The following is a 20431-nucleotide window of genomic DNA, read 5'->3' as shown; positions in this document are numbered from 1 at the left end:
CGAATCCTGACCGGAACCGCTTCATACCTTCCTCAAAGGGCAGCCGCTTCTTGCGACTGCCAGATACGGCCGACGACGGGGCGCCGGTTGTCCTTGGCGCGATAGAGCCGGATTTCGACGCTGATATCCCAACGGGGATCGGCGGCGCGCACCAGCGTGCCGGACGAAAGCTCTGCGGTCATCAGGCTTTCCGGCACCCAGGCAATGCCCCAGCCGGCCTGCGCCATCGCTTTCAGGCCGACGGACATGCTGCCCTCATGCACGCGCTGAAAGGGCGGCAGGTCGGCGCCGACCAGCTCTCCCAGCAATTGCCCGAAGAATGACGACTTCTCGTAGCTGATATGAGGGAAGGGCTTTGCACCGCCCTCCAGCAGGTGCGCGGCCGCTCCGGTTTCGATAGGCGCCGAAACCGGGATGATCTTTTCATGGCCGAGCAAGCGGTGTTCGAACGCCTGCGGGTCCAGGAGCAGCGGCACCTGGGTGTGGGCATAGGTCAGGAGGAAGTCGCACGAGCCATCGACCAGTGAGTTGAGGTTCTCCTCCATGCTGCCGGAGTCAGGGCGAAGCCGCGAGAAGACCGGGCCGGCCTTCCTGTTGATGCGGTTCATCCAGTCGGGAAAGAAGGTGAAGGAGAGCGTGTGGAGCGCGGTCACCTTGATCGTCTTGGCGTCCGAGCCCTCTTCCTTCTGCAGGTTGCGCCTGGATTGATAGAGGTGCTGAAGGGTCTCCTGCGCCACCGGAACGAATTTCAGGCCCGCCTCGGTCAACCGAGAGGGGTAGGTGGCGCGGTCGACAAGGCTCGCGCCGACCCAGGCTTCGAGCTGCTTGATCCGGCGGCTGAAGGCGGATTGGGTGACGTGCCGTTCGTCGGCCGCCTTCGAGAAATTGAGCGTGCTCGCCAGTGCCAGAAAGTCTTCGAGCCACTTGATTTCCAACGCATGCACTCCTGAAGAACGTCATTTCCCGCCTTGCAGCGGGAACCTGACCCCTTTTAGGCACAGTTCGACAGGCTTCAAGAAAAATCAGGGCCGACGGCGGTATTCCATCATCCGCGCGCGGTTGAGCACCAGTTCCACCCGGTTATCGTCGAGGGCATGCAGGCAGACACGCTTCGTCCAGGGGCCGTCATGCAGCGTGAACAGGAAGCGACCGTTGCCGAGCGCCGTCAGCGGCATGACGTTGCGCACCGGGCCAACACCCATAACCACCGCCCCGTCGCGGATCTCGAACTCTGCCCCTTCAGGGGACTGCCACGCTCCGGAGAGAGACGCCGGCACAACGTGCTGGCCCGCGACGGGCAGGAACCACCGCGCCGCATGGCCCGCCTCGCCGACAAGCGCCGATCCCTCCAGCCGCAGCCGCATCGGCGACGAGGCCGAGCGCGAGGAAACCCACCCGTCGCCGTCGTCGTAAAGCGTGTCGTCGGCATCGAGATAGGTGCAGACGCTGCCCTTGATCTCCAGCCACCAGGGACCTTGTTCGGTGATATAGAGGCCGTCGGGAATGCCGGCTGCCGGTGTTGGCAGCGGCAAGCCGGTCAGCGCCGCCATGCTTTCGAGCGCGATCTTGTTGCCGTTGGTGTCCTCACGGTTGGAGACGACGACGAAGCCCGAGCGGCTTTCGGGGTCGAGCAGGAAGTAAGTCTTGTAGCCGGGGTGTGAGCCGCCGTGGCCGACGAAGCTACGTTCACCGAGCGTCGACGAGCGCAGGCCAAGGCTGTAGCCGCTCGGCCGTCCGTCCGCCAGGAAACGGGTCGTCTGCAACCTTTCCAGCAAACCTTCGTAACGACCGTGCCCGCCCATCAATGCCTGCAACCAGGCAGTGAGCGCATTGGCGCTTCCTGTCAGGCTGCCGGAAGCGGAGATATGCAGGCCGGCGGCGGAAAGCTGCCAGCGCTCGCCAGAGTGCCAATAACCAGGCACCAGGCTCGCGACCGGATCGTTCCAGACGTCGGGCGCCTTGAAGGTGACGCCGAGCGGTCCGGCAACGTCGTTCTGGATGAAGTCGTCGAAGGCAAAGCCCTTGCGCTCCAGCGCGGCCTCGACGAGGCGATAACCGGTGTTGGAGTAGGAGACCTCGCTGCCGGCATCGAAATTCAGCCGCCGCAGACGCGCCAGAAACGCCAGAAGCGGTGCGGCCTGTGTGTCCGTGTAGACGGAGAGGCCGAGCAGGGACAGGCATTCGCGCGTATCCGGCAGGCCGCCGCTCATATCCAGCGCCTGGCCGACCGTCACGTCGGCAAGCGGCGAGACGAGTTCGGGCAGATGGTGCCCAAGCCGGTCGTCGAGCTTGATGATGTCGTCATGGCCAAGCACCATGGCACAGAAGAAATGCTTGGTGACCGAGGCATAGCGAACGACGCTTTCGGCCGAGAATGGCGCAAACGTTGCCAGGCTTTCGACGCCGCGCGCATGCGAAAAGCGGATGCCGCTATCGTCGAAACCGACGATGGCGCCGCCCGGTTCGTTCTCCGCCCACTGCTTGGCGAATCCTTCGGCTGTGGCGGATGCGGCGTGCCAATCGAAATGTGCCGGCATGTTTTCTTCCATTGTCCTAGTTGTCACCAAGGGGCGAAGTCAGGCCGGTTCTTCCAGCCCGACGCTCAGCATACGCAACTCCGTCGTATGGGCATGGTGTGTCTTGCCCGCTCGAAGGTCCTGCGCGCTCAGTTGCTCCACCATTTCGCCGTTCAGCATGACGCCGACCTGACCGCAGAGGTGGGCGATCACCGCCAGGTTGTGGCTGACGAGAATGTAGGTGAGATTTCGCGCTTCGCGAAGATCGGACAATAGGTTGAGGATCTCAGCCTGCACCGAAACGTCGAGCGCACTCGTCGGCTCGTCGAGCAGCAACACCTGCGGATCGGCAATCAGCGCCCGGGCGATCGCCACCCGCTGACGCTGGCCGCCGGACAGCTGGTGCGGAAACCGGAAGCGGGCCGCCTGCGGCAGCGCCACGTCGGACAGCGCCTGAACGATCCGCTTGTCGATATTGTCCATGCCGTGCACGAGCGGCAATTCGCTGAGAATGCGATCGATTGTCTGGCGTGGATGCAGCGAGCCATAAGGATCCTGGAACACCATCTGCACCCGGCGGAAGAAGGCGGGTGGGCGCTTCAGTGCCGCCGCTTCACCGCCAAAGGCGATGCGACCGGCCCAGCTTTCATTGAGCCCGGCCATCGCCCTGAGGATCGTGGATTTGCCCGAGCCACTTTCGCCGACGATGCCGAAGCTGTCGCCCTTCTTCACCGAAAACGAGACACCTTTGACGACTTCGCGGTCGCCGAATCTTATGCGGAGATTTTCAACGTCGATCATGCGGTGAGCCACGATGCATCGCGGTTGAGAACAGGCAACCGGTCCCTGGGATGCGTGAGGGAAGGCATGCAGTTGAGAAGCCCCTTGGTATAGGGGTGGCGGGCGTTCAGCAGCTCGGACGCCTTCAGCTCTTCCATCACGCGGCCGGAATACATCACCGCGACGCGGTCGCAGAAATGCGACACGAGCGGCAGGTCGTGGCTGATGAGAATGAGGCCCATGTTGCGCTCCGACACCAGCTCCTCGATCAGCCGCAGGATTTCTGCCTGCACGGTCGCATCGAGCGCGCTCGTCGGTTCGTCGGCAATCAGCAGCTCCGGATCGGGTGCCAGCATCATCGCGATCATCACCCGCTGGCCCATGCCGCCCGAGACTTCGTGCGGGTAGGCGGCGGCGACTTCGCGCGGATTGCGGATTTTAACCTGGTCGAGGAGATGGATCGCCGCCTCGAGCGCTTGCCTCTTGCTGCCGCCCTTGTGGGCACGCCAGGCTTCCGCCACCTGTCGGCCGATGTTCATCACCGGGTTGAGCGAATATTTCGGATCCTGCAGGATGAAGCCCGCCCGCTTGCCACGGATCTGGCGCATCTGCTTTTCCGAGGCAGAGAGCAAATCGATGCCGTCGAGGGAGAGCCGGTCGGCTGATATGGCGGCATTGGAGGGCAGCAGCTTCATCAGCGCCCGTGCCGTCAGGCTCTTGCCCGAGCCGCTCTCGCCGACGATGCCGAGTTTCTCTGCGCCGAGTGAAAGCGAGATGCCGCGCACCGCCTCGAAGCGCGAGGAGCGGTTCTCGAAGGCGATGCGGAGGTTCTTGATATCAACCAGCATGGTCTCAGTCCCCCTTCGGATCGAGCACGTCGCGCAATCCGTCGCCGAGAAAGTTGAAGGCGAGCGACACGAGGAAGATCGCGATGCCGGGAACGGTGGCGACCCACCACTGGTCGAAGATGAATCGCCTGGCGGTGGCAATCATCGCGCCCCACTCCGGTGACGGCGGCTGCGCGCCCATGCCGAGGAAGCCGAGGCTTGCAGCGGTGATGATGATCGAGCTCATGTCGAGCGTGATGCGCACGATCAGGCTCGGCACGCAGAGCGGCGCTGCATGGCGCATGATGATGCGCCATGGCGATGCACCGGTCAGCCGGCAGGCGGCGATGAAATCGCTGCGGCGCACGGTCATGGTTTCGGCGCGGGCGAGACGCGCATAGGGCGGCCAGGCTGTGAGCGCGATGGCGAGGATGGCGCTTTCGACGCCCGGCTTCAGCGCCGCGACGAAGGCAAGCGCGAGAATGAGCCTCGGGAAGGCGAGAAACACGTCGGTGACCCGCATCAGCACCGTATCGACGATGCCGCCGAAATAACCGGCAATGCAGCCGACAGCGAGCCCGATCGGCGCCACCAGAACGACCACGGAAACCACCATGCCGAGCGTCACGCGACCGCCGAAGAGGATGCGCGAGAAGATGTCGCGGCCGAGTTCGTCGGTGCCGAGCCAATGGGCAGCACTTGGGGCGGCAAGCCGGTTGGCCAGGTTCTGGATCGCCGGATCGTGCGGCGCCAGTACCGGCGCAAACACGGCAAGCAGCGAAAAGACGAGGATGATCGTCAGCCCGATCATCGCCAGCGGGTTGGACCTGAGCTTCAGCCAGATTCGATAGCGATGACCCCAGGAGGCCTGGGTGCGGGAGGCGGGCGTTTCATCCAGCGCCCAGTTTCGAAAGGTCGTAAGCATCATCGGACGCGGGGATCCAGTACACGATAGAGAAGGTCGGCGATGAGGTTGAGGCCGACATAGATGAGGCCGATCAAAAGGGTCGCTCCGACCACGGGGTTCATGTCGGCGTTCATCAGCGACACCGTCAGGTATTGGCCGAGGCCCGGCCAGCTGAACACGGTTTCGGTAACGACGGCGCCTTCGAGAAGTCCGGCATAGGTCAGCGCCAAGACTGTCACCAGTTGCACGGCTACCGTCGGGAAGGCGTGGCTCCAGATGACGGTCGATGCGGAGAGACCCTTGGCGCGCGCGGTGATGACGAACTCGCCCTTCAGCGCATCGACCATGAAGGCTCGGGTCATGCGGGTGATGTAGGCCATGCTGAAATAGGCGAGAATGCAGACCGGCTGCGCCATGTGCGCCACGGCGTCACGGAAAGCATCCCAGTCGCCGGCGATCAGTGTATCGATCGTCAACAGGCCGGTGACCGGATCGATCATGCCGTCGAAGATCACGTCCTGGCGGCCGGGTCCCGGTGCCACGCCAAGCGTCGCGTAGAAGATCAACAGCGAGATCAGCGACAGCATGAACACCGGAACGGAATGACCGGCGAGGCAGACGACGCGGATCGCCTGATCGACGAACTTGCCCTGCCGGACGGCCGCCCAGACGCCGAGCGGAATGCCGATTGCCGCCGACAGCAGCAGCGCCGCCGTCGCCAGCTCCAGCGTAGCCGGGAAGAACCGGGCGATATCGGTCGCAACCGGGTTGCGTGTCAGGATCGACATGCCGAGATCACCGTGCAGCAATTGCCAGAGATAACGGAAGAACTGCACGATCAGCGGCTGGTCGAGCCCCATTTCGATGCGCGCGCGGGTGATCACCGCCTCGGAGGCGTTGTCGCCGACCGCGGCAATCACCGGGTCGACGGGCATGACGCGGCCGATCATGAAGGTGACGATCGTCAGGCCGAGCAGCGTCAGGAAGACGCTGCTCAACGTGGCGGAAAAGCTTCGGATACGCTTGTTCAAGCCTTGGACGCCTCTGCATAGGAATGGGAGTCCGACAGCGTGCCGAGCCGGATGCCGGCAACAGACTTGCGGCAGGCGGCCGTGGTCGTCGTCTGCAGCATGAAGATGAAGGGGCTGTGCTCCATATGGGCGCGCTGCAGCTCCTCGTAGAGCGCGATGCGCTTTGCCGGATCCTGCTCGTCGCGGGCGGCCTCGGCCTTCTTTGCCATCTCGGCGTCCTGCCAGGATGAGCGCCACAGGAAGGGGCGCGACTTGGCATCATCCGAATTGTCGGGGTTGATGTTGAAGACGTCGGCATTGGCGTGCGGGTCGAAGTAGTCCGATCCCCAGGCCGAGAGCGCCATCTGGTGCTCACGGGCGCGCATCTTGGTCAGCACCTGGCGGTTCTCGGCCGCCTGGAGCTGCACGCGGATGCCGATTTCGGCAAGGTTTGCCTGGATCGCCTGCGCCAGATCCGGATAGGGCTGTGCCGAATAATGATCCATCACGATGTCGAAACCGCCTTCGAGGCCCGCCTCGGCCATCAGCGCCTTGGCCCTGGCCACATCCTTCGTAAACGGCGTATCGTTGACGACGCCCGGATAGCCCTCGGGCAGGAAGCTCTGGTGGATCTTGTGGGTGAGGGGCACGATGTTTTCCTGCATGCCCTTGTAGTCAAGTGCGTGCTTGATCGCCTGCCAGACTTCAGGCTTTGCGAGGTTGGCCTGCTTCTGGTTGAGCGAGATCAGCACGAGCGAGGCGACGCCCTTGCGAACCAGCGCGTAGTTCTCGTCGCCCTGCAGGGTGCGCAGCTGTTCGGAGCTGAGGTTGCGGGCGATGTCGGCGTCGCCCTTCTGCAGCATCAGCAGCTGCGACGACGGGTCGGCAACGTGGCGTAGGATGATGCGCTTGATATTGCCCTTGTAGGGGCCGTTCGGATTGACCGTCAGCGCGACGCTCTCGCTCGGCTTCCAGGACTGCAGCGCGAACTCGCCCGAACCGGCGGTGTTCTTCTGCAGCCAGGCGTTGCCGAGGTCGCCGTCGACTTCGTTTTCGAGCGCGGCCTTCTTCTCGACGATGCTGCCGACATTGGCCGAGAGGCAGTAGAGCAGGAAGGAGAGCGATGCCGGCTCCTCGAGCGTCAGGCGTAGGGTCGAAGCATCGACGGCGACGATGCGCTCTTCGACATTCTCCGGCGTGAAGCCGAACTGGGCGATGATGAAGGCCGGGCCTTTGTTCATCTTGATGGCGCGCTGCAGCGAGAAGGCCGCATCTTCTGACGTAACCGGCGCGCCGCTGGCAAAGGTTGCGCCTGCGCGAAGCTTGAAGGTGAACCCCTTGCTGTCGGCATCGGTTTCCCAGGATTCAGCCAGGATCGGGTCGACCTTGTTGGCATCATCAAGGTTGGGATGAACGAGCTTCTGGTAGATATTGCCGCAGATTTCGCTGCCGACTGCCTCGAAGCTCTCATGCGGATCGAGGCTGGTCATGTTGTCGAGCTGCTGAGCGACAACCAGAATGTCCTTCGGCGTTTCGGCGAAGGCCGGAACCAGGCTGACATAGGACAGAAACGGCACGGCAGCGCCGCCGATCAACAGGTTGCGTCTGGAAATCATCGGAAATATCCCCTTCTCGGACTTAACGTCATGCGAACGGCCGTCGTGAGGTTTTCGCAGTTCACCTCACCGCCAACCGTGTTCCCTTGTTAGTGGCCGGATTAAGCACAACATGGCTTGGTGCTACCAATTCCGATTTCGGCAGGGCCTATGCATGGTTTGCATTTGCGCCGATGGACGGATTTCCCCTAGGGCTGTCAGATGATTATGTTCGCGCGCGACGGCCAGTTTGAGTCGTGCGCAGTCGGCCGCCGTGGGCGGCAAACAAGTTGAAAGGCGGTCCCCAATTGGCAACACAGGCGAAAATTCCGGTCTTCGATGGACATAACGATGTGTTGTCCCGCTTGTGGCACTCGCAGCAGGCAGACGCCGAGGCCCGCTTCGTTGACGGCGGCGGCAGCGGTCATATCGATCTCGTCAAGGCGGAAAAAGGTGGGCTCGCCGGTGGTCTTTGCGCTGTCTATGTCGCGTCGCCCAGCATGCAGAAGGATGCCAATGGCGATTTCGCAACGCCGGATCAGCAGGATGCGCTGAAGAGCACGCTCGGCATGGCAAGCCTGCTCATGCGGCTTGAGCGGCGAGCGAGCGGCCGTCTGAAGATCTGCCGGTCGGCAGCCGATATCCGCCAGGCCATCGCCGACGGTGTGTTCGCCTCGGTGCTCCACGTCGAAGGTGTCGAAGCCTTCGCCGCCGATCTCGATGCGCTTTACGTGCTGCACGCCGCCGGCCTGCGCACGCTCGGGCCTGTCTGGAGCCGGCCGAACATCTTTGCCTATGGTGTGCCGTTCCGTTTCCCGTCGTCGCCGGATATCGGTCCCGGCCTGACGGAAAGCGGCAAGGATCTGATCCGGGCGTGCAACGAGCTCAGGGTCATGGTCGACCTGTCGCACATGAACGAGCAGGGATTCTGGGACATTGCCGCTCTGTCCAATGCGCCGCTGGTCGCCTCGCATTCCAACGTGCATGCGCTTTGCCCGCACAGCCGCAACCTCACGGATCGCCAACTCGACGCCATCAAGGATACCAGCGGCCTTGCCGGCATCAATTTCGGCGTGTTGTTCTTGCGGTCTGATGGCATCAAGAACCCGGACACCAGCCTCGAGCTTTTGGCCGATCACATCGACTACATCGCCAACCGCATCGGCATCGATCATGTCGCGCTCGGCTCCGACTTTGACGGCACCACGATCCCCGCGGCGATGCGCGACGCGGCCGACCTGCAGCAACTGGTCGACGTGCTCCGCAAGCGAGGTTACGACGAGGCGACGCTCGCCAAGGTTTGCCACGGCAACTGGATCCGGGTGCTGGAAACGACCTGGGGCGCGTAAGATAGGGCGCGCAGCGAGCCTTATCAGTTCGCTGCGATTGCTGCTCCTGCCTCGTCGAACAGCGACGATCTCGCCGCATCAATACTGATGCCCACGGTCTCGCCGATGCGATAGGGCGTATCGGCGGGGGCGCTGACGTTGATCAACCCGAGTTTGCCGGCGCGCACGAAGACGCTGGTGTTGCCGCCAAGATATTCGCTGACCTCGACGGTGCCCCGGCAATGGCCGCTTTCGGGCGAAACCAGAGACAGATGTTCGGGCCGGGCGCCCAGATGCGCTGGCGCTGCAGCGCCGGATACTCGCAGCTGAATGCTGCCTTCGCCGGATAGGTCGAGCCCGCTAGCGCCGGGCTGGCAGGCCAGAAGGTTCATCTTCGGACTGCCGATGAACTGGGCGACAAACAGATTGGCGGGCGTCTGGTAGAGCGCCTGCGGGCTGCCCTGCTGCATGATGCGTCCGTCCTTCATCACCACGATCCTGTCGGCAAGTGTCATCGCCTCCACCTGATCGTGGGTGACGTAGATCATCGTCGCGCCGAGGGTGCGGTGCAGCTTGGCGATTTCGAGCCGCATGTCGACGCGTAGCGCCGCATCGAGATTGGAGAGCGGCTCGTCGAAGAGGAAACCGACGGGTTCGCGAACGATCGCTCGGCCGATCGCGACGCGCTGGCGCTGGCCGCCGGACAATTCCTTCGGGTAACGCTCGAGCAGGTGGGTGAGCTTCAAGGTCTCGGCGGCCGCCTCGACCTTGGCCTTGATCCGCCCAGTGGGCAGCTTTGCCAGCTTGAGGCCGAACCCCATGTTGCGGCGGACCGTCATGTGCGGGTAGAGCGCGTAGGACTGGAACACCATAGCGAGCTTGCGCTCGACCGGGGAGGCCGCAGTCACGTCGCGGCCGTCGATGAAGAGCTGGCCGGAGGTGGTCTCCTCCAGCCCGGCGATCATGCGCAGCAGTGTGGACTTACCGCAGCCGGAAGGGCCGACGATGACGACGAATTCGCCGTCGGCGATGTCGAGGTCGAGTTCGCGGATGATCTCCAGGTTGCCGTATTGCTTGCCGGCCTTTTTAAGTGAAATCGTAGCCATGGTTGTCTCCGAAATAAAGGTCAGCCCTTGACCGCGCCTGCTGTCATCGAGCCGCTGATCTGGCGATACATGATGAGGCCGAGCAGGACCGGGGGAAGCGCGCCGACGATCATCACGGCAGACGCCACGCCCCATTGCACGCCGCCGCCGCTGGCGGCGAAGAAGAACGAGGCGCCGACGGTGATTGGTACGGCCTTGGACGTCGTCAGCATCAGGCCGAACAGGAACTCGTTCCAGGCGGTGATGAAGCCGAAGATCAGGCTGGTGACGATGGCAGGGCGGCAGACAGGGGCGATCACCTTGAAGAGGATCTGCGTCCGGCTGGCGCCATCCATGAGCGCGGCCTCGTCGAGCTCGGCCGGCAGGTCACGGATGGCGTTGACGAGGATAACGAGCGCCAGCGGCAGGTTGACGATGGTCAGGATCAGCCCGAGGCCGAGACGGGTGTCGAGCAGCGCCAGCCACTGGAACATCATATAGAGCGGGATCGCGAAGATGATGAGCGGAACGGCGCGCAGGTTGACGATGAACGGCAGCAGCGTCCGCTCGCCGAGCCGGCCGCGGGCAATCGCGTAAGCCGCGGGAAGGGCGAGCGCCACCGCCAGCAACGTGCCGATCAAGGCGACCGAGAGGCTGTTGAACAGATAGAGGAAGATGTTCAACCGGTCCGTCACCTGGAAGACCGCGAGATAGTTGTCGAGCGTTGGCGACTGCACCCAAAGGCCGGGATTGGTCGACAGCTCTCTGGTGCTCTTGAACGAGGTCGAAAGGGTCACCAGGATCGGAAAGTTCATGGCGAATGCGGCGATCGCAAATACCAGCCAGCGAAGTGCTGTCATCATCGGGCCGCTCCCTTCCGCCGGCTGGCAATGAAATTGAGGCCGTAGAGGACGGCAAAGGAGACGACGAACAGGATCACCGAGGCGGCGACCGCCTTGCCGATGGCACCCTGCTTGAAGAACGCCTCGTAGATGTAGATCGACAGCGATGCCGTCGAGCCGCCGGGGCCGCTGCCGGTCAGGACATAGACGTTGTCGAAGACGCGGAAGCCGTCGATGAAACGGATGAGCAAGGCCACGACGATCGTCGGCAGCATCAAGGGCAATTCGATGTACCAGAGCCGATGATGACTCTTGGCGCCGTCCATGGCCGAAGCTTCGGCGATCTCGGAGGGGATCGCCTGGTAGGCCATGTAGAACAGCAGCAGCGCGAACGGCGTCCACTGCAGCGTCTCGACGACCACGAGCGTCCAGAAGGCTGAGCCGGGGCCGAGAAACGACAGGCTCGCGCCAAAATAGGTCCAGAGATAATAGGGCACGGGGCCGACGAACTCGTGTAGGACGAGCCGATACATCAGGCCGACCAGCGCCGGCGCTACCATCAGCGGCAGCATCAGGATCGCCATCAGCCAGCTGCGCCGCTCGATCAGCGGCGACAGGAATATGGCGAGGAAAAGCCCGAGTGTGCATTCGAGTGCGGCCGTCAGAAGACCAAAGCGGAACGAGAACCAGCTTGCCTGCCAGAAGGCGCTATCGCTCCACACGGCGGCGAAATTCTTGAAGCCGGACAATTCGGGCTGGCGCAACGTCTCGAACGAGACGTCGGAGACCGAATAGATCAGGTTGACGATCGCGGGAAAGCCGAGAAAGACAAGGAGGAACAGCACCACGGGCGTGGCGAGTAACCTGAATTCCTGGACAAGGGGGCGTTGCGAGGCTTTCGTCATCGGACCGATCTGTGTCTACCTGTCTTAGGGTGTCGGCGGCTCACGGAGAGACAGTTCCCGGCGGGCGCCTGTCACTCCTTAACTACCGGTCTTGCCGAAGGGCACCGGCGACAGTCACCCGCCGCCGGTGCTTTCGCTTATTTCAGCAGTTCGGCCATGCCCTTTTCGGTATTGGCGAGCGCATCGTCGATCGATTGCTGGCCGGACCAGTAACCGGTGAACTCCTTGGCCTGCAGTTCATAGACCGACAGCGCCTTGGCCGAGGTGCCGCCGTTCATGACGTAACCGTACTTGCCGGCGAATTCGCCGAGCTTGACCAGATCCGGCCGTGCTTCCGCGACTTCGGCGACCACCTCGGGTGTCAACGCCGGTGCGCCGTTGTTCCTGGCATAGATCAGCGCCGCTTCTTTCGAAGACAGCCATTTCAGGAACAGGGCCGCCCCTTCCTTGTTCTCGGCGTTCTTGTTGAGACCGAAGCCGAGGCCGTGGATATGGGTGAAGCGCCCTTCCGGACCGGCGGGAGGGGCTACGGTATCGGTGACCTCGGCCACAGTGGGTGACTTTTCCTTACTGGTCAGATCGCCGGCGGCGGCGTTCCATTGCAGCATGGCCGCCACCTGACCGGAAGCAAAGGCCGCGTTCGCTTCCGCAAACTCGTAGGAGAGCGAGTCGCGCGGGGTTGCGCCGTTGTCGTAGAGCAGCTTGTAGATTTCCAGGCCCTTGCGATAGGCGTCGGAATTGACGGTGATCTTGCCGCTGTCGTCCATCCAGTTGGCGCCGTAGGCACGCGGCACCGACTGCCAGATCATGATGTTGAACAGCAGGTTCTTGAGCTGCAGCACGGTGCCGTAGCGCGTCGGGCTGTCCGGATTGACGGCTTGCGTGAAGTAAAGCGCCGTTGCGGCATAGTCGTCCCAGGTCCATTCGTCCGGAGCCTTCGGCTCCAGCTTCTTGCCCAGGTATTTCTCCGAGATCTCCGCATATTTCGCCTTTGCCGCATCGTCCTTCATCAGGGCGTCGATGAGGTCCTTGCGGAAGTACATGAAATGCAGCGACAGGTCGGTCGGCACGCCGTACTGCTTGCCTTCATACTGCATCGTCGAAAGCACCGAGTCGCCATAGACGGCCTTGGCCTCTTCAGACAGTACGACCGGCTCCATGAACGGCGCGTAGCGGCCGATCGAGTAGGTGGCGAGCAGGTTGAGGTCGAATGCCTTGGAGCCGGCGGCAAGGTCGGCCTGCAGCTTGTCCCAGAAGCCCTCACGGTTGAAGAACAGCAGCTCGACCTTGTCCTTGTCGGCAACGTCGGGCTTTGCGTTGTAGGTGTCAGCGGCGGCGCGCAGCGCCACTTCCTCCGGGCCGCCGGGCCAGCCGAGCACGGTGACTTCTGCCAGTGTCGGGCTTGCCAGAAGGCCGGCGATACTGGCTGCGAGCAGCGCTCCTCGTTTCATGGTCGCAAGTGTCATCTTTGGTTCTCCCTCAAAGTTGTTGTTGACGCTCTGCAAGATCTGCGATTCCGACCACGCCAGCGTTCTCCCCGAGTTCGGCGGCGTGGATCGATGGCTTGAGGCGCGGCGGAAGGTCGCCCAGCGCGCGCTCGATGGATGTCAGGTAGCCCGGCGCCAGCCCAATGCCGCCGCCGATGACGATTCGCTTCGGATCGAGCGCGAGTTGAATATTGCGGCACAGCAAAGCCGTTTGGCGTGCCGAGGCCTCGACGATCCGGCGCGCCCACTCCTGCCCGGCGTCGGCCGCTGCAAAGACCTCGCGGGCGGTGGCATCCTTTTGATGGACGCTGGCCTCCCCGGCTATCCAATGGCCGGAAACCTGGTCTTCGAGCGTATGGTGCGTCGCCTCATCAAGGCGGAACTGGCCAAAGTGCCCGGCAAGGCCCCCGAGCAGACGGCCGTTGACGACGATGCCGCCACCAATGCCTGTTGAAACCGTGAGGAAAACCATGTCCTCGCGCCGGCCGGCGCCGAAGCTGAACTCGCCCCAGGCCGCCGCCTGGGCGTCGTTGGCGGCAAGGACGGGCGAGCCCGAAAGTGCCCCGACCACGTCGGTCAGCGGGAAGCGATCGGGGATATCGAGCGTGTTGCGGTTGAGCGCCGACCAATGGCCATCGTCGACGATGCCGGTAACGGCGACGCCGACCTTGTCGTAGCGACCGTTCCACATGGCGATGGCGTCGAACAAAGCCTGCAGCCATTCGGCCGGATCGCCGCCGCGGGGTGTCGCCATCTTGTGCGTTTCGAGAACGGTCCGGTCGCGCACCAGCGCCGCCAGCATCTTCGTGCCGCCAAGGTCGATGGAGAGGGTGGCCTGCGCCTGCGCCATCACATTCATGCCCCGCTCGATGCCAGGGTTTCGTCGAGCGCTGTGCGGAACCAGGAGGTCACGTGTTCCGGCCGGGTAATGGCGGAGCCGACAACGACGGTGAAGGCGCCGACCCGCAGCGCTTGCGACGCCTGTTCCGGGGTGCGGACGCAGCCTTCCGCAACGACGAAGGGTGTGAGCCTGCGCATGGCGGCAATGAGCGCGAAGTCCGGTTCGGTCGGCTCCACCGGTCCGGTGTAGCCGGCGAGTGTCGAGCCGACGATTTCGGCGCCTTCGCGCAAGGCCTGCGCCGCGTCGCTGCTGACAGAGCAATCGGCCATGGCGATCTTTCCTGTTGCCTGGATGCGCTCGATCAGGCGCCTGGTCTCGACCGGGCGCGTCCGTTGCGTGGCGTCATAGGCGATGATATCCGCGCCCGCCGCGGCCAATGCGTCTACATCCTCGATCAGCGGCGTGATGCGAACAGGCGAGGTCGTCAGGTCGCGCTTGACGAGGCCGATGATCGGCCGGTCGGTCGCCTGGCGAACGGCGCGGACGTAGTCGGCAGATTCGATCCGGAGCGCCGCCGCACCGCCATTAAGCGCCGCCAAGGCGAAGCCGACGACCATCGCCGCGTTGTCCATGACGCCGCCTTTGACCGGCTGGCAGGAAACGATCAATCCGTTCTTCAGGCTTTGGATCTCGAATGTCACGCCGGCTCCTCTGGCGCGGGTAACGACCTTTGGCGATATCAGCCGCTCCCCGCACGCATTTGCTACTCGGCCGCATCATGGCTTTGAGGCTGTGTCAGCCCGTACCGTTGCGACCCGATCAGGCCATTACGGTAACAGGGCAAGACCAGATTGCAACAGGAATTAAACTGGTATTATCGCATCAATTCGATGACGAAGTCGTAGACGTCGCCGCGATATTTGGTCTGGGTAAACTCGACGATCTGGCCGTCGGCGAGGAAGCAGCGGCGCTCCATGATCAAAAGGCTGGTGCCTTCGGGTGTCGCGAGCAGGCGGCGTTCTTCCTCGCTCGCCGGCTTTGCCTGCATGCGCTGCAGCGCCCGGACGGGAAGGGCGCCATGGGCGGCCAGATACTCGTAGAGCGAGGCGCCGATCGCCTCAGGCTGCGGCACGAAACGGGCGGGGAGTGCCGCGGTCTCGATGGCAATCGGGGTGTTGTCGGCGGTGCGCAGCCGCCGCAGGCGAACGATCTTTTCGCTGACGGGAATGCCGAGCGCCATCATCTCTGCCGGCGACGGGCGGCTGATCTCCCGCGAAATCCAGACGCATCCGGGTTCGAGCCCGCGCGACCGCATATCCTCCGAAAAGCTTGTCATCGTCGCCAGCGATTTTTCGACACGCGAAGAGACGACGGTCTTTGCGCCCTGGCGCCGATCCAATAGCCCTTCGGCGACCAGGCCCTCAATGGCTTTTCTCACTGTCACGCGCGATATCGCCAGACCCTCGCTCAGGTCCCGCTCGCTCGGAATGACTGCACCATGCCGTATGACGGAGGCGCCGATCGCCGCCTTGATCGCTTCGCCGAGCCGGCGGTAGAGCGGCTCGCCGCTCTCGCCGGACATGGTCTGCAACAGAAAATCGAGAGTTGCCTGATCGCTCATGGAGACACCTGCTTGAGATGCCTCCTTATGCAATATTTTTGCCCGGTGTTAAACTGGTATTGTACTGGGGGCCGAATTTTACGGCTTTTACCAAGCCGGTGCACGGCTCGACCGTTTATCAAGCCAGACTCAACGTCTGGCCTGCGGTGCCTGCACGATCGCCGCGACGATGAGGCGTACCAGTGGCAGCACGAGCAGCAGGCTTGGAAACGCCACCAGCCACGAAATGCCCCAGGCCTTCATCCACAGGGAGAACAGATCGGCTCTGAAGCCGGCATTGGCCGTGGTCGAGACGGCCGAGACGAGGCAGGACATCAGCACCGACAGCACCAGTGGCATGGCGACGGCGTTATAGCGCGGAGGAAGTTTCTTCGGCATTTGGGTCATGCTCCGGTTTCAAGGTTCAGGCGTGGGGCTGAAGGCGGGGATTGGCGCCGGCCGCCAGCTCTTCGATGAAGGACTGCAGGCTCCGGGGTTCCCGCCCAAGAGCGGCCCTGAGCGACAGGCTGTTGCCGCCAAGGCCGACGGCTGCGTAGTGCTCATAAACCTTGGCGAGCAGGCCTAGCTGGTGCTCGGTGTATTTTGCCCGCGCCGGAGCGGCCCATTCGTGGAAGCCGATCTCACCGGCCGCGATCGGCCGGCCAAGCGCCTTTGCCATCATCTCGGCGATCTCTTCCCTGTTGTGGCGACCATCGGCGCAGAGCTCGAGGCTGGCGTAGGCGAGCCGGTCCTCGGTCAGCGCGATTGCCGCCACCTCGGCGACGTCACGATAGTCGACGCGTGCCACACGCGCGGTCTTCGGAAAGGGTTCGGAAAAGACGCCCTGTTCGACGACGGTCGGCCAGGCTGAGCGGATGTTCTGCATGAAGTTTGCCGGGTGCAGGATGGTGTATTCGAGATTGGACGAATAGAGCGCATCCTCGACCGGTATCTTGGCAGCATGGTTCTTCAGCCGCGTGTTCGTCGGCTGGATGACCGAGGAGAAGACGAATTTTCGCACACCCGCACGGACCGACGCGTCGACCATCGCGATGCCCATCGCCGTTTCGTCCGGCGCGAAAGCCGGTCCGAGATGAAAGACGCCGTCGACGCCCTGCAGTGCGATGTCGAGGCTGTCGCGATCTCTAAGGTCGCCGACCGCAACCTGTCGGGCGCCAAGTGATTGCGCCAGGCCGATATTGGACTGATCCCTGATCAGGGCGCGCAAGACGGCGCCGCGGCGGACCAGTTCGGGCATGACAAGCCCGGCAAACCGGCCGGTTGCCCCGACGACAAGTATCCTATTTCCGGTCGCTTTCTTGCCTCTCGCTGTCATGCGATTTCGCCTTCCTGTGCTCGTCACTTCAATGTGAACGCAGATTATCGTTCGGCAAAAATTTGGACAATCATCCAAAAATGTGATTTATTCTCTACAAAAGCGGGATAATGGAATGAGCCGTATCGAAGACCTGGAAGTGTTCGTCGCCGTGGTGGAACTCGGCAGCCTGACGGCGGCGGCCAGCCGTCTTGCGCGGCCGTTGCAAACCGTCAGCCGTGCGCTTGCCGCTCTTGAAGACGATATTGGCGTGGAACTCATCCACCGCACGACGCGCCGCTCGACGCCGAGCGAGGCTGGCGAAATCTTCTATCGCCGGATCAAACCTGCCGTCGATGAAATCCGCGAAGCCAGGCTTGAGGCGGCACAGCGACGGATGGAGCCTTCAGGCGTGCTGCGGATCGGCGCGCCAGCGCTGTTTGCCCCGCGCTTCCTGATGCCGATCGTCGCCGAGTACATGCGGAAACATCGAAAGGTCGAGGTCGAACTCGACCTTTCCGATGCGTTCGTCGACCTCGCAGACGGCGGGCTCGACATGGTGGTGCGGATTGGAGACCTTGCTGACTCCGGTCTGATGGGAAAGCGATTGGGCGCGCTGCGCCGTGTGGTTTTCGGCACGCCGTCCTATTTCGCCGACCATGGCCGGCCGATGCATCCAAATGAACTCAAGCAGCACAATTGTGTCGTTCGTTCAGGTGGCGACCGGCCCGGCGCGTGGATGTTCTCGATCGACGGCAAGCCGCGTGAGGTCAAAGTAGCCGGCCCGTTGCGGGTAAACGCCATGACGGCAATCTATGCCGCCGTCTGCGAGGGGCTCGGTCTTGGCTACTCTCCGCTCTGGCAGATCGAGCACTTGATCGCCGAGGGTCGGGTCGAGATTGTACTTCAAGAGTTCGAGCCTGCGCCCGTTCCGATCCACGTGCTGTGGCGCGAGGGCAGGGTGCCGACGGCAAAGGTCCGGACATTTATCGACCTCCTCAGCAAACGGCTCAAACTCGATCATCTCTGACGGAGGCTGCGCGCACCTGCCGTCTACTTCGCGAACTTCTTTGCGCCGGCTACGCACAGCACGATGGCGCCGGTGACAGCCAGCATAGCCCAGCTAACCGGCTCGTGGAGAAGCGCTGCAGCAAGCGTGAGGCCGAAGAACGGTTGAAGCAGCTGCAACTGTCCGACGCCGGCGACGCCGCCAAGCGCGAGTCCGCGATACCAGAAGACGAAGCCGATCAGCATGCTGAAGACCGAGACATAGGCAAGCCCGGTCCAGGCCGCGCCATTCACCATCTCGAAGGACGGCGGGTTCGTGAAGAGGCCGATACCGATCATGACCGGCAGCGACAGTACCAGCGCCCAGCAGATCACTTGCCAGCCGCCGAGCTTGCGCGACAGGCTTGCTCCCTCGGCATAACCAAGACCGCAGACGATGATTGCGGCAAGCATCAGGAGGTCGCCGACCGGCGAGGCCGAAAAGCCCTGCGTGAGCGCGAAACCGGCAACCAGTGCACTGCCGAGGCAGGAAAACAGCCAGAAGGCCGGATGCGGTCGCTCGCCGCCGCGAAGCACGCCGAAGACTGCGGTCGCCAAGGGCAACAATCCGACGAAGACGATCGAATGGGCCGATGTCACATGCTCAAGCGCCAGCGCGGTCAGCAGCGGAAAACCGAGTACGACGCCGAAGGCAACGATCGCCAACGAGAAGAGATCGGCACGTGTCGGCTTGGGTTGGCGAAAGACAAGGAGCAGGCAGAGCGCAAGTGCACCGGCGATGGCCGCGCGCGCGACCGTCAGGAACACCGGGTCGAAGTCCATGACGGCAGCGCGTGTGGCCGGCAGCGAGCCGCTGAAAATCAACACACCCAGAAAGCCGTTTATCCAGCCGGTCGTCGTTCTGTCCATTGTCGTCTCCAATGAAAGAACACAAGGGGCGAAACGCCTTCGATTGGCGGCTTTTCCTTGGGTTCGGTTGGTTATTGATCGGCATTTTCGCCGATCGGCTAAATCTCTTCCTTCCGCGCGACAGGCATCTGCCGTTCGGTTCTTGAACCAGTCTCCAATGCGTGACCCTGATGCCGTGCTGGCTTCGGTCACAGAGTGGCGTTCGGCTCCCGGCTTCCCATTCTCCTTGAGGAGCGCAGCCCAGTCCTGCCGGGCTCGCTAGACGACAATCAGGACAGCCGGGATATCGTCGACGCGCCTTCCGTGGTGCTGGTGCCGCGCGGCTCGTAAGCGCGCTGGTCACGCAGGATCTGGAAGGCGATCGTCAAAAGCTTGCGCGCGATCGCCACACGCGCCTTGTTGGTTCCTCTGATCTTCAGATGCTCGTACTGGTCATGAAGTTGCGCATCGCTGGCGATGGCGGGGGTGACGGCTTCGACGAAAGCCCAGCGCAGCCACTTGTTGCCCTGCTTGATGATCTTGCCGTGAAAGGTCTTGCCGCCGGAGGAATAGGTCGAGGGCACCAGTCCGGCATAGGCGGCGAGCTTCTTCGGATTGCGAAAGCGGGATACATCGTCAATCTCCGCGTCGATCAGCCGGGCGAAGAACTCGCCGATGCCGGGGATCGTCTTCAACAGCTTGACGTTGGCATTGGCCTTGGTCATCGCCCGGATCGTTGCTTCCGACTGCTTGATCCGCACGTCAATGTCGCCGATGAAGGCGAGGCCACGGTCGATCTGGATGCGGTCGATCTCCGAGACGTTGACTTGCGCCAGCTGGACGCGGCCGGCCTTGCCAAACAGATCCCCGAGCTTCTTCAGCTGTGCCGTCTGCTCCGGATAGCGATCAAACACCGTGACAATGCGGTTCTTCGTCATCGTGCGCAGCCGCACGTAAAACATCCGCTCGCGCAGGGCGACGCGCAGGTCTCTTGCTCGTTCGCTGGGCGCCCAGGCCTCCGGCACCAGGTCGGCCCTGAGCAGATGCGCGAGCACCGTCGCATCGATCTTGTCGGTCTTGATCTTGGCGTCGGCAATCGCCTTGACCTTCAAGGGATGGGCGAGAACGACATCATCGCAAATGTCGTCGAGCCAGTCGTACATCACCATCCAGTTGCGCGTCGCCTCGACCACAGCATGCGAGTTCTCGCGGTAGCGTTCCAGAAACCCACCGAGCGACTGGCGATCGTTCTTCACCCGACCCGATCTGAGCGTCTTGCCGCTGCTGTCCTGCACCACCAGATGACTATAGGATTTGTGGTAGTCGACGCCGATATGGTAATCATAAGAGGCAGTCATGCTTCCAACTCCCTTGTTGAGATCTTCGAAACCCCAATAAGGTAAGCCGAAAGGCCGGAAGCGTGACTGTCCCTCGATCATCACCTGCATCTCAATGGTCCGTTCTCTCCTGGGAGGCGGCTGCTTTCATGCCACCTCC

At 62.9% G+C, this 20431-nt stretch carries 20 protein-coding genes; 2 read left to right on the top strand and 18 right to left on the bottom strand.

What is annotated here, in order from left to right; genetic code table 11:
• Positions 1-32: 32 nt before the first annotated feature.
• The 7 genes from J3R84_RS26995 to J3R84_RS26965 all read right to left on the bottom strand — a co-directional run bounded on the left by J3R84_RS26995 (position 33) and on the right by J3R84_RS26965 (position 7656).
• Complete coding sequence (locus tag J3R84_RS26995; protein ID WP_025428394.1) at positions 33-935, bottom strand: LysR family transcriptional regulator; 903 nt, start codon at positions 933-935, stop codon at positions 33-35.
• Positions 936-1022: 87 nt separating this feature from the next.
• On the bottom strand, positions 1023-2537 hold the full coding sequence (locus J3R84_RS26990) for a serine hydrolase domain-containing protein (RefSeq protein ID WP_203528819.1): 1515 nt from the start codon (positions 2535-2537) through the stop codon (positions 1023-1025).
• Between the two features lie 39 nt (positions 2538-2576).
• On the bottom strand, positions 2577-3317 hold the full coding sequence (locus J3R84_RS26985) for an ABC transporter ATP-binding protein (protein WP_025428396.1): 741 nt from the start codon (positions 3315-3317) through the stop codon (positions 2577-2579).
• On the bottom strand, positions 3314-4144 hold the full coding sequence (locus J3R84_RS26980) for an ABC transporter ATP-binding protein (protein WP_203528821.1): 831 nt from the start codon (positions 4142-4144) through the stop codon (positions 3314-3316). The genes J3R84_RS26985 and J3R84_RS26980 overlap by 4 nt, the downstream gene beginning before the upstream one ends.
• Positions 4145-4148: 4 nt before the next feature.
• Positions 4149-5051, bottom strand: a complete 903-nt coding sequence (gene nikC / locus J3R84_RS26975; RefSeq protein ID WP_203528823.1) for a nickel transporter permease — start codon at positions 5049-5051, stop codon at positions 4149-4151.
• Positions 5048-6061 (bottom strand): ABC transporter permease, encoded by a 1014-nt coding sequence (locus tag J3R84_RS26970; protein ID WP_025428399.1) that lies wholly within the window; start codon positions 6059-6061, stop codon positions 5048-5050. Before J3R84_RS26970 ends, nikC begins: the two co-directional genes overlap by 4 nt.
• The gene (locus J3R84_RS26965; RefSeq protein WP_025428400.1) at positions 6058-7656 is read right to left on the bottom strand and encodes an ABC transporter substrate-binding protein; all 1599 of its coding nucleotides are present in this window, start codon (positions 7654-7656) and stop codon (positions 6058-6060) included. The genes J3R84_RS26970 and J3R84_RS26965 overlap by 4 nt, the downstream gene beginning before the upstream one ends.
• A gap of 287 nt (positions 7657-7943) precedes the next feature.
• Here J3R84_RS26965 and J3R84_RS26960 point away from each other — a divergent pair, with 287 nt between their 5' ends.
• Positions 7944-8984: a dipeptidase gene (locus tag J3R84_RS26960; protein WP_025428401.1), complete on the top strand. Its 1041-nt coding sequence runs from the start codon at positions 7944-7946 to the stop codon at positions 8982-8984.
• A 23-nt stretch (positions 8985-9007) separates the two neighbouring features.
• Here the strand turns inward: J3R84_RS26960 and J3R84_RS26955 are convergent, their stop codons facing one another.
• The 9 genes from J3R84_RS26955 to J3R84_RS26915 all read right to left on the bottom strand — a co-directional run bounded on the left by J3R84_RS26955 (position 9008) and on the right by J3R84_RS26915 (position 17059).
• Positions 9008-10069, bottom strand: a complete 1062-nt coding sequence (locus J3R84_RS26955; RefSeq protein WP_025428402.1) for an ABC transporter ATP-binding protein — start codon at positions 10067-10069, stop codon at positions 9008-9010.
• 20 nt (positions 10070-10089) lie between these two features.
• Complete coding sequence (locus J3R84_RS26950; RefSeq protein WP_025428403.1) at positions 10090-10911, bottom strand: carbohydrate ABC transporter permease; 822 nt, start codon at positions 10909-10911, stop codon at positions 10090-10092.
• Positions 10908-11795, bottom strand: a complete 888-nt coding sequence (locus J3R84_RS26945; RefSeq protein ID WP_025428404.1) for a carbohydrate ABC transporter permease — start codon at positions 11793-11795, stop codon at positions 10908-10910. The genes J3R84_RS26950 and J3R84_RS26945 overlap by 4 nt, the downstream gene beginning before the upstream one ends.
• A 137-nt stretch (positions 11796-11932) precedes the next feature.
• On the bottom strand, positions 11933-13261 hold the full coding sequence (locus tag J3R84_RS26940) for an extracellular solute-binding protein (protein ID WP_038577782.1): 1329 nt from the start codon (positions 13259-13261) through the stop codon (positions 11933-11935).
• A gap of 13 nt (positions 13262-13274) precedes the next feature.
• A complete protein-coding gene (locus J3R84_RS26935; RefSeq protein WP_225906409.1) occupies positions 13275-14141 on the bottom strand; it encodes an ROK family protein in 867 nt (288 codons plus the stop codon).
• Positions 14138-14824, bottom strand: a complete 687-nt coding sequence (locus J3R84_RS26930) for an N-acetylmannosamine-6-phosphate 2-epimerase (protein WP_038577785.1) — start codon at positions 14822-14824, stop codon at positions 14138-14140. Before J3R84_RS26930 ends, J3R84_RS26935 begins: the two co-directional genes overlap by 4 nt.
• Positions 14825-14997: 173 nt before the next feature.
• A complete protein-coding gene (locus tag J3R84_RS26925) occupies positions 14998-15744 on the bottom strand; it encodes a GntR family transcriptional regulator (protein WP_025428406.1) in 747 nt (248 codons plus the stop codon).
• Between the two features lie 129 nt (positions 15745-15873).
• Positions 15874-16122, bottom strand: coding sequence for a DUF2798 domain-containing protein (locus tag J3R84_RS26920; protein ID WP_198956878.1), 249 nt, complete (start codon positions 16120-16122; stop codon positions 15874-15876).
• A gap of 25 nt (positions 16123-16147) precedes the next feature.
• Positions 16148-17059, bottom strand: coding sequence for an NmrA/HSCARG family protein (locus tag J3R84_RS26915; protein WP_025428407.1), 912 nt, complete (start codon positions 17057-17059; stop codon positions 16148-16150).
• A gap of 115 nt (positions 17060-17174) precedes the next feature.
• Here J3R84_RS26915 and J3R84_RS26910 point away from each other — a divergent pair, with 115 nt between their 5' ends.
• A complete protein-coding gene (locus J3R84_RS26910) occupies positions 17175-18068 on the top strand; it encodes a LysR family transcriptional regulator (RefSeq protein WP_025428408.1) in 894 nt (297 codons plus the stop codon).
• Positions 18069-18091: 23 nt separating this feature from the next.
• Here J3R84_RS26910 and J3R84_RS26905 read toward each other — a convergent pair whose 3' ends face one another.
• Positions 18092-18955: a DMT family transporter gene (locus tag J3R84_RS26905; protein WP_025428409.1), complete on the bottom strand. Its 864-nt coding sequence runs from the start codon at positions 18953-18955 to the stop codon at positions 18092-18094.
• A gap of 269 nt (positions 18956-19224) precedes the next feature.
• The gene (locus J3R84_RS26900) at positions 19225-20292 is read right to left on the bottom strand and encodes an IS110 family RNA-guided transposase (protein ID WP_025428410.1); all 1068 of its coding nucleotides are present in this window, start codon (positions 20290-20292) and stop codon (positions 19225-19227) included.
• Positions 20293-20431 lie beyond the last annotated feature (139 nt).

It is taken from the genome of Ensifer canadensis, assembly GCF_017488845.2.
GTDB lineage: Bacteria > Pseudomonadota > Alphaproteobacteria > Rhizobiales > Rhizobiaceae > Ensifer > Ensifer canadensis.
This window is presented reverse-complemented; position numbering and strand designations above follow the sequence as displayed.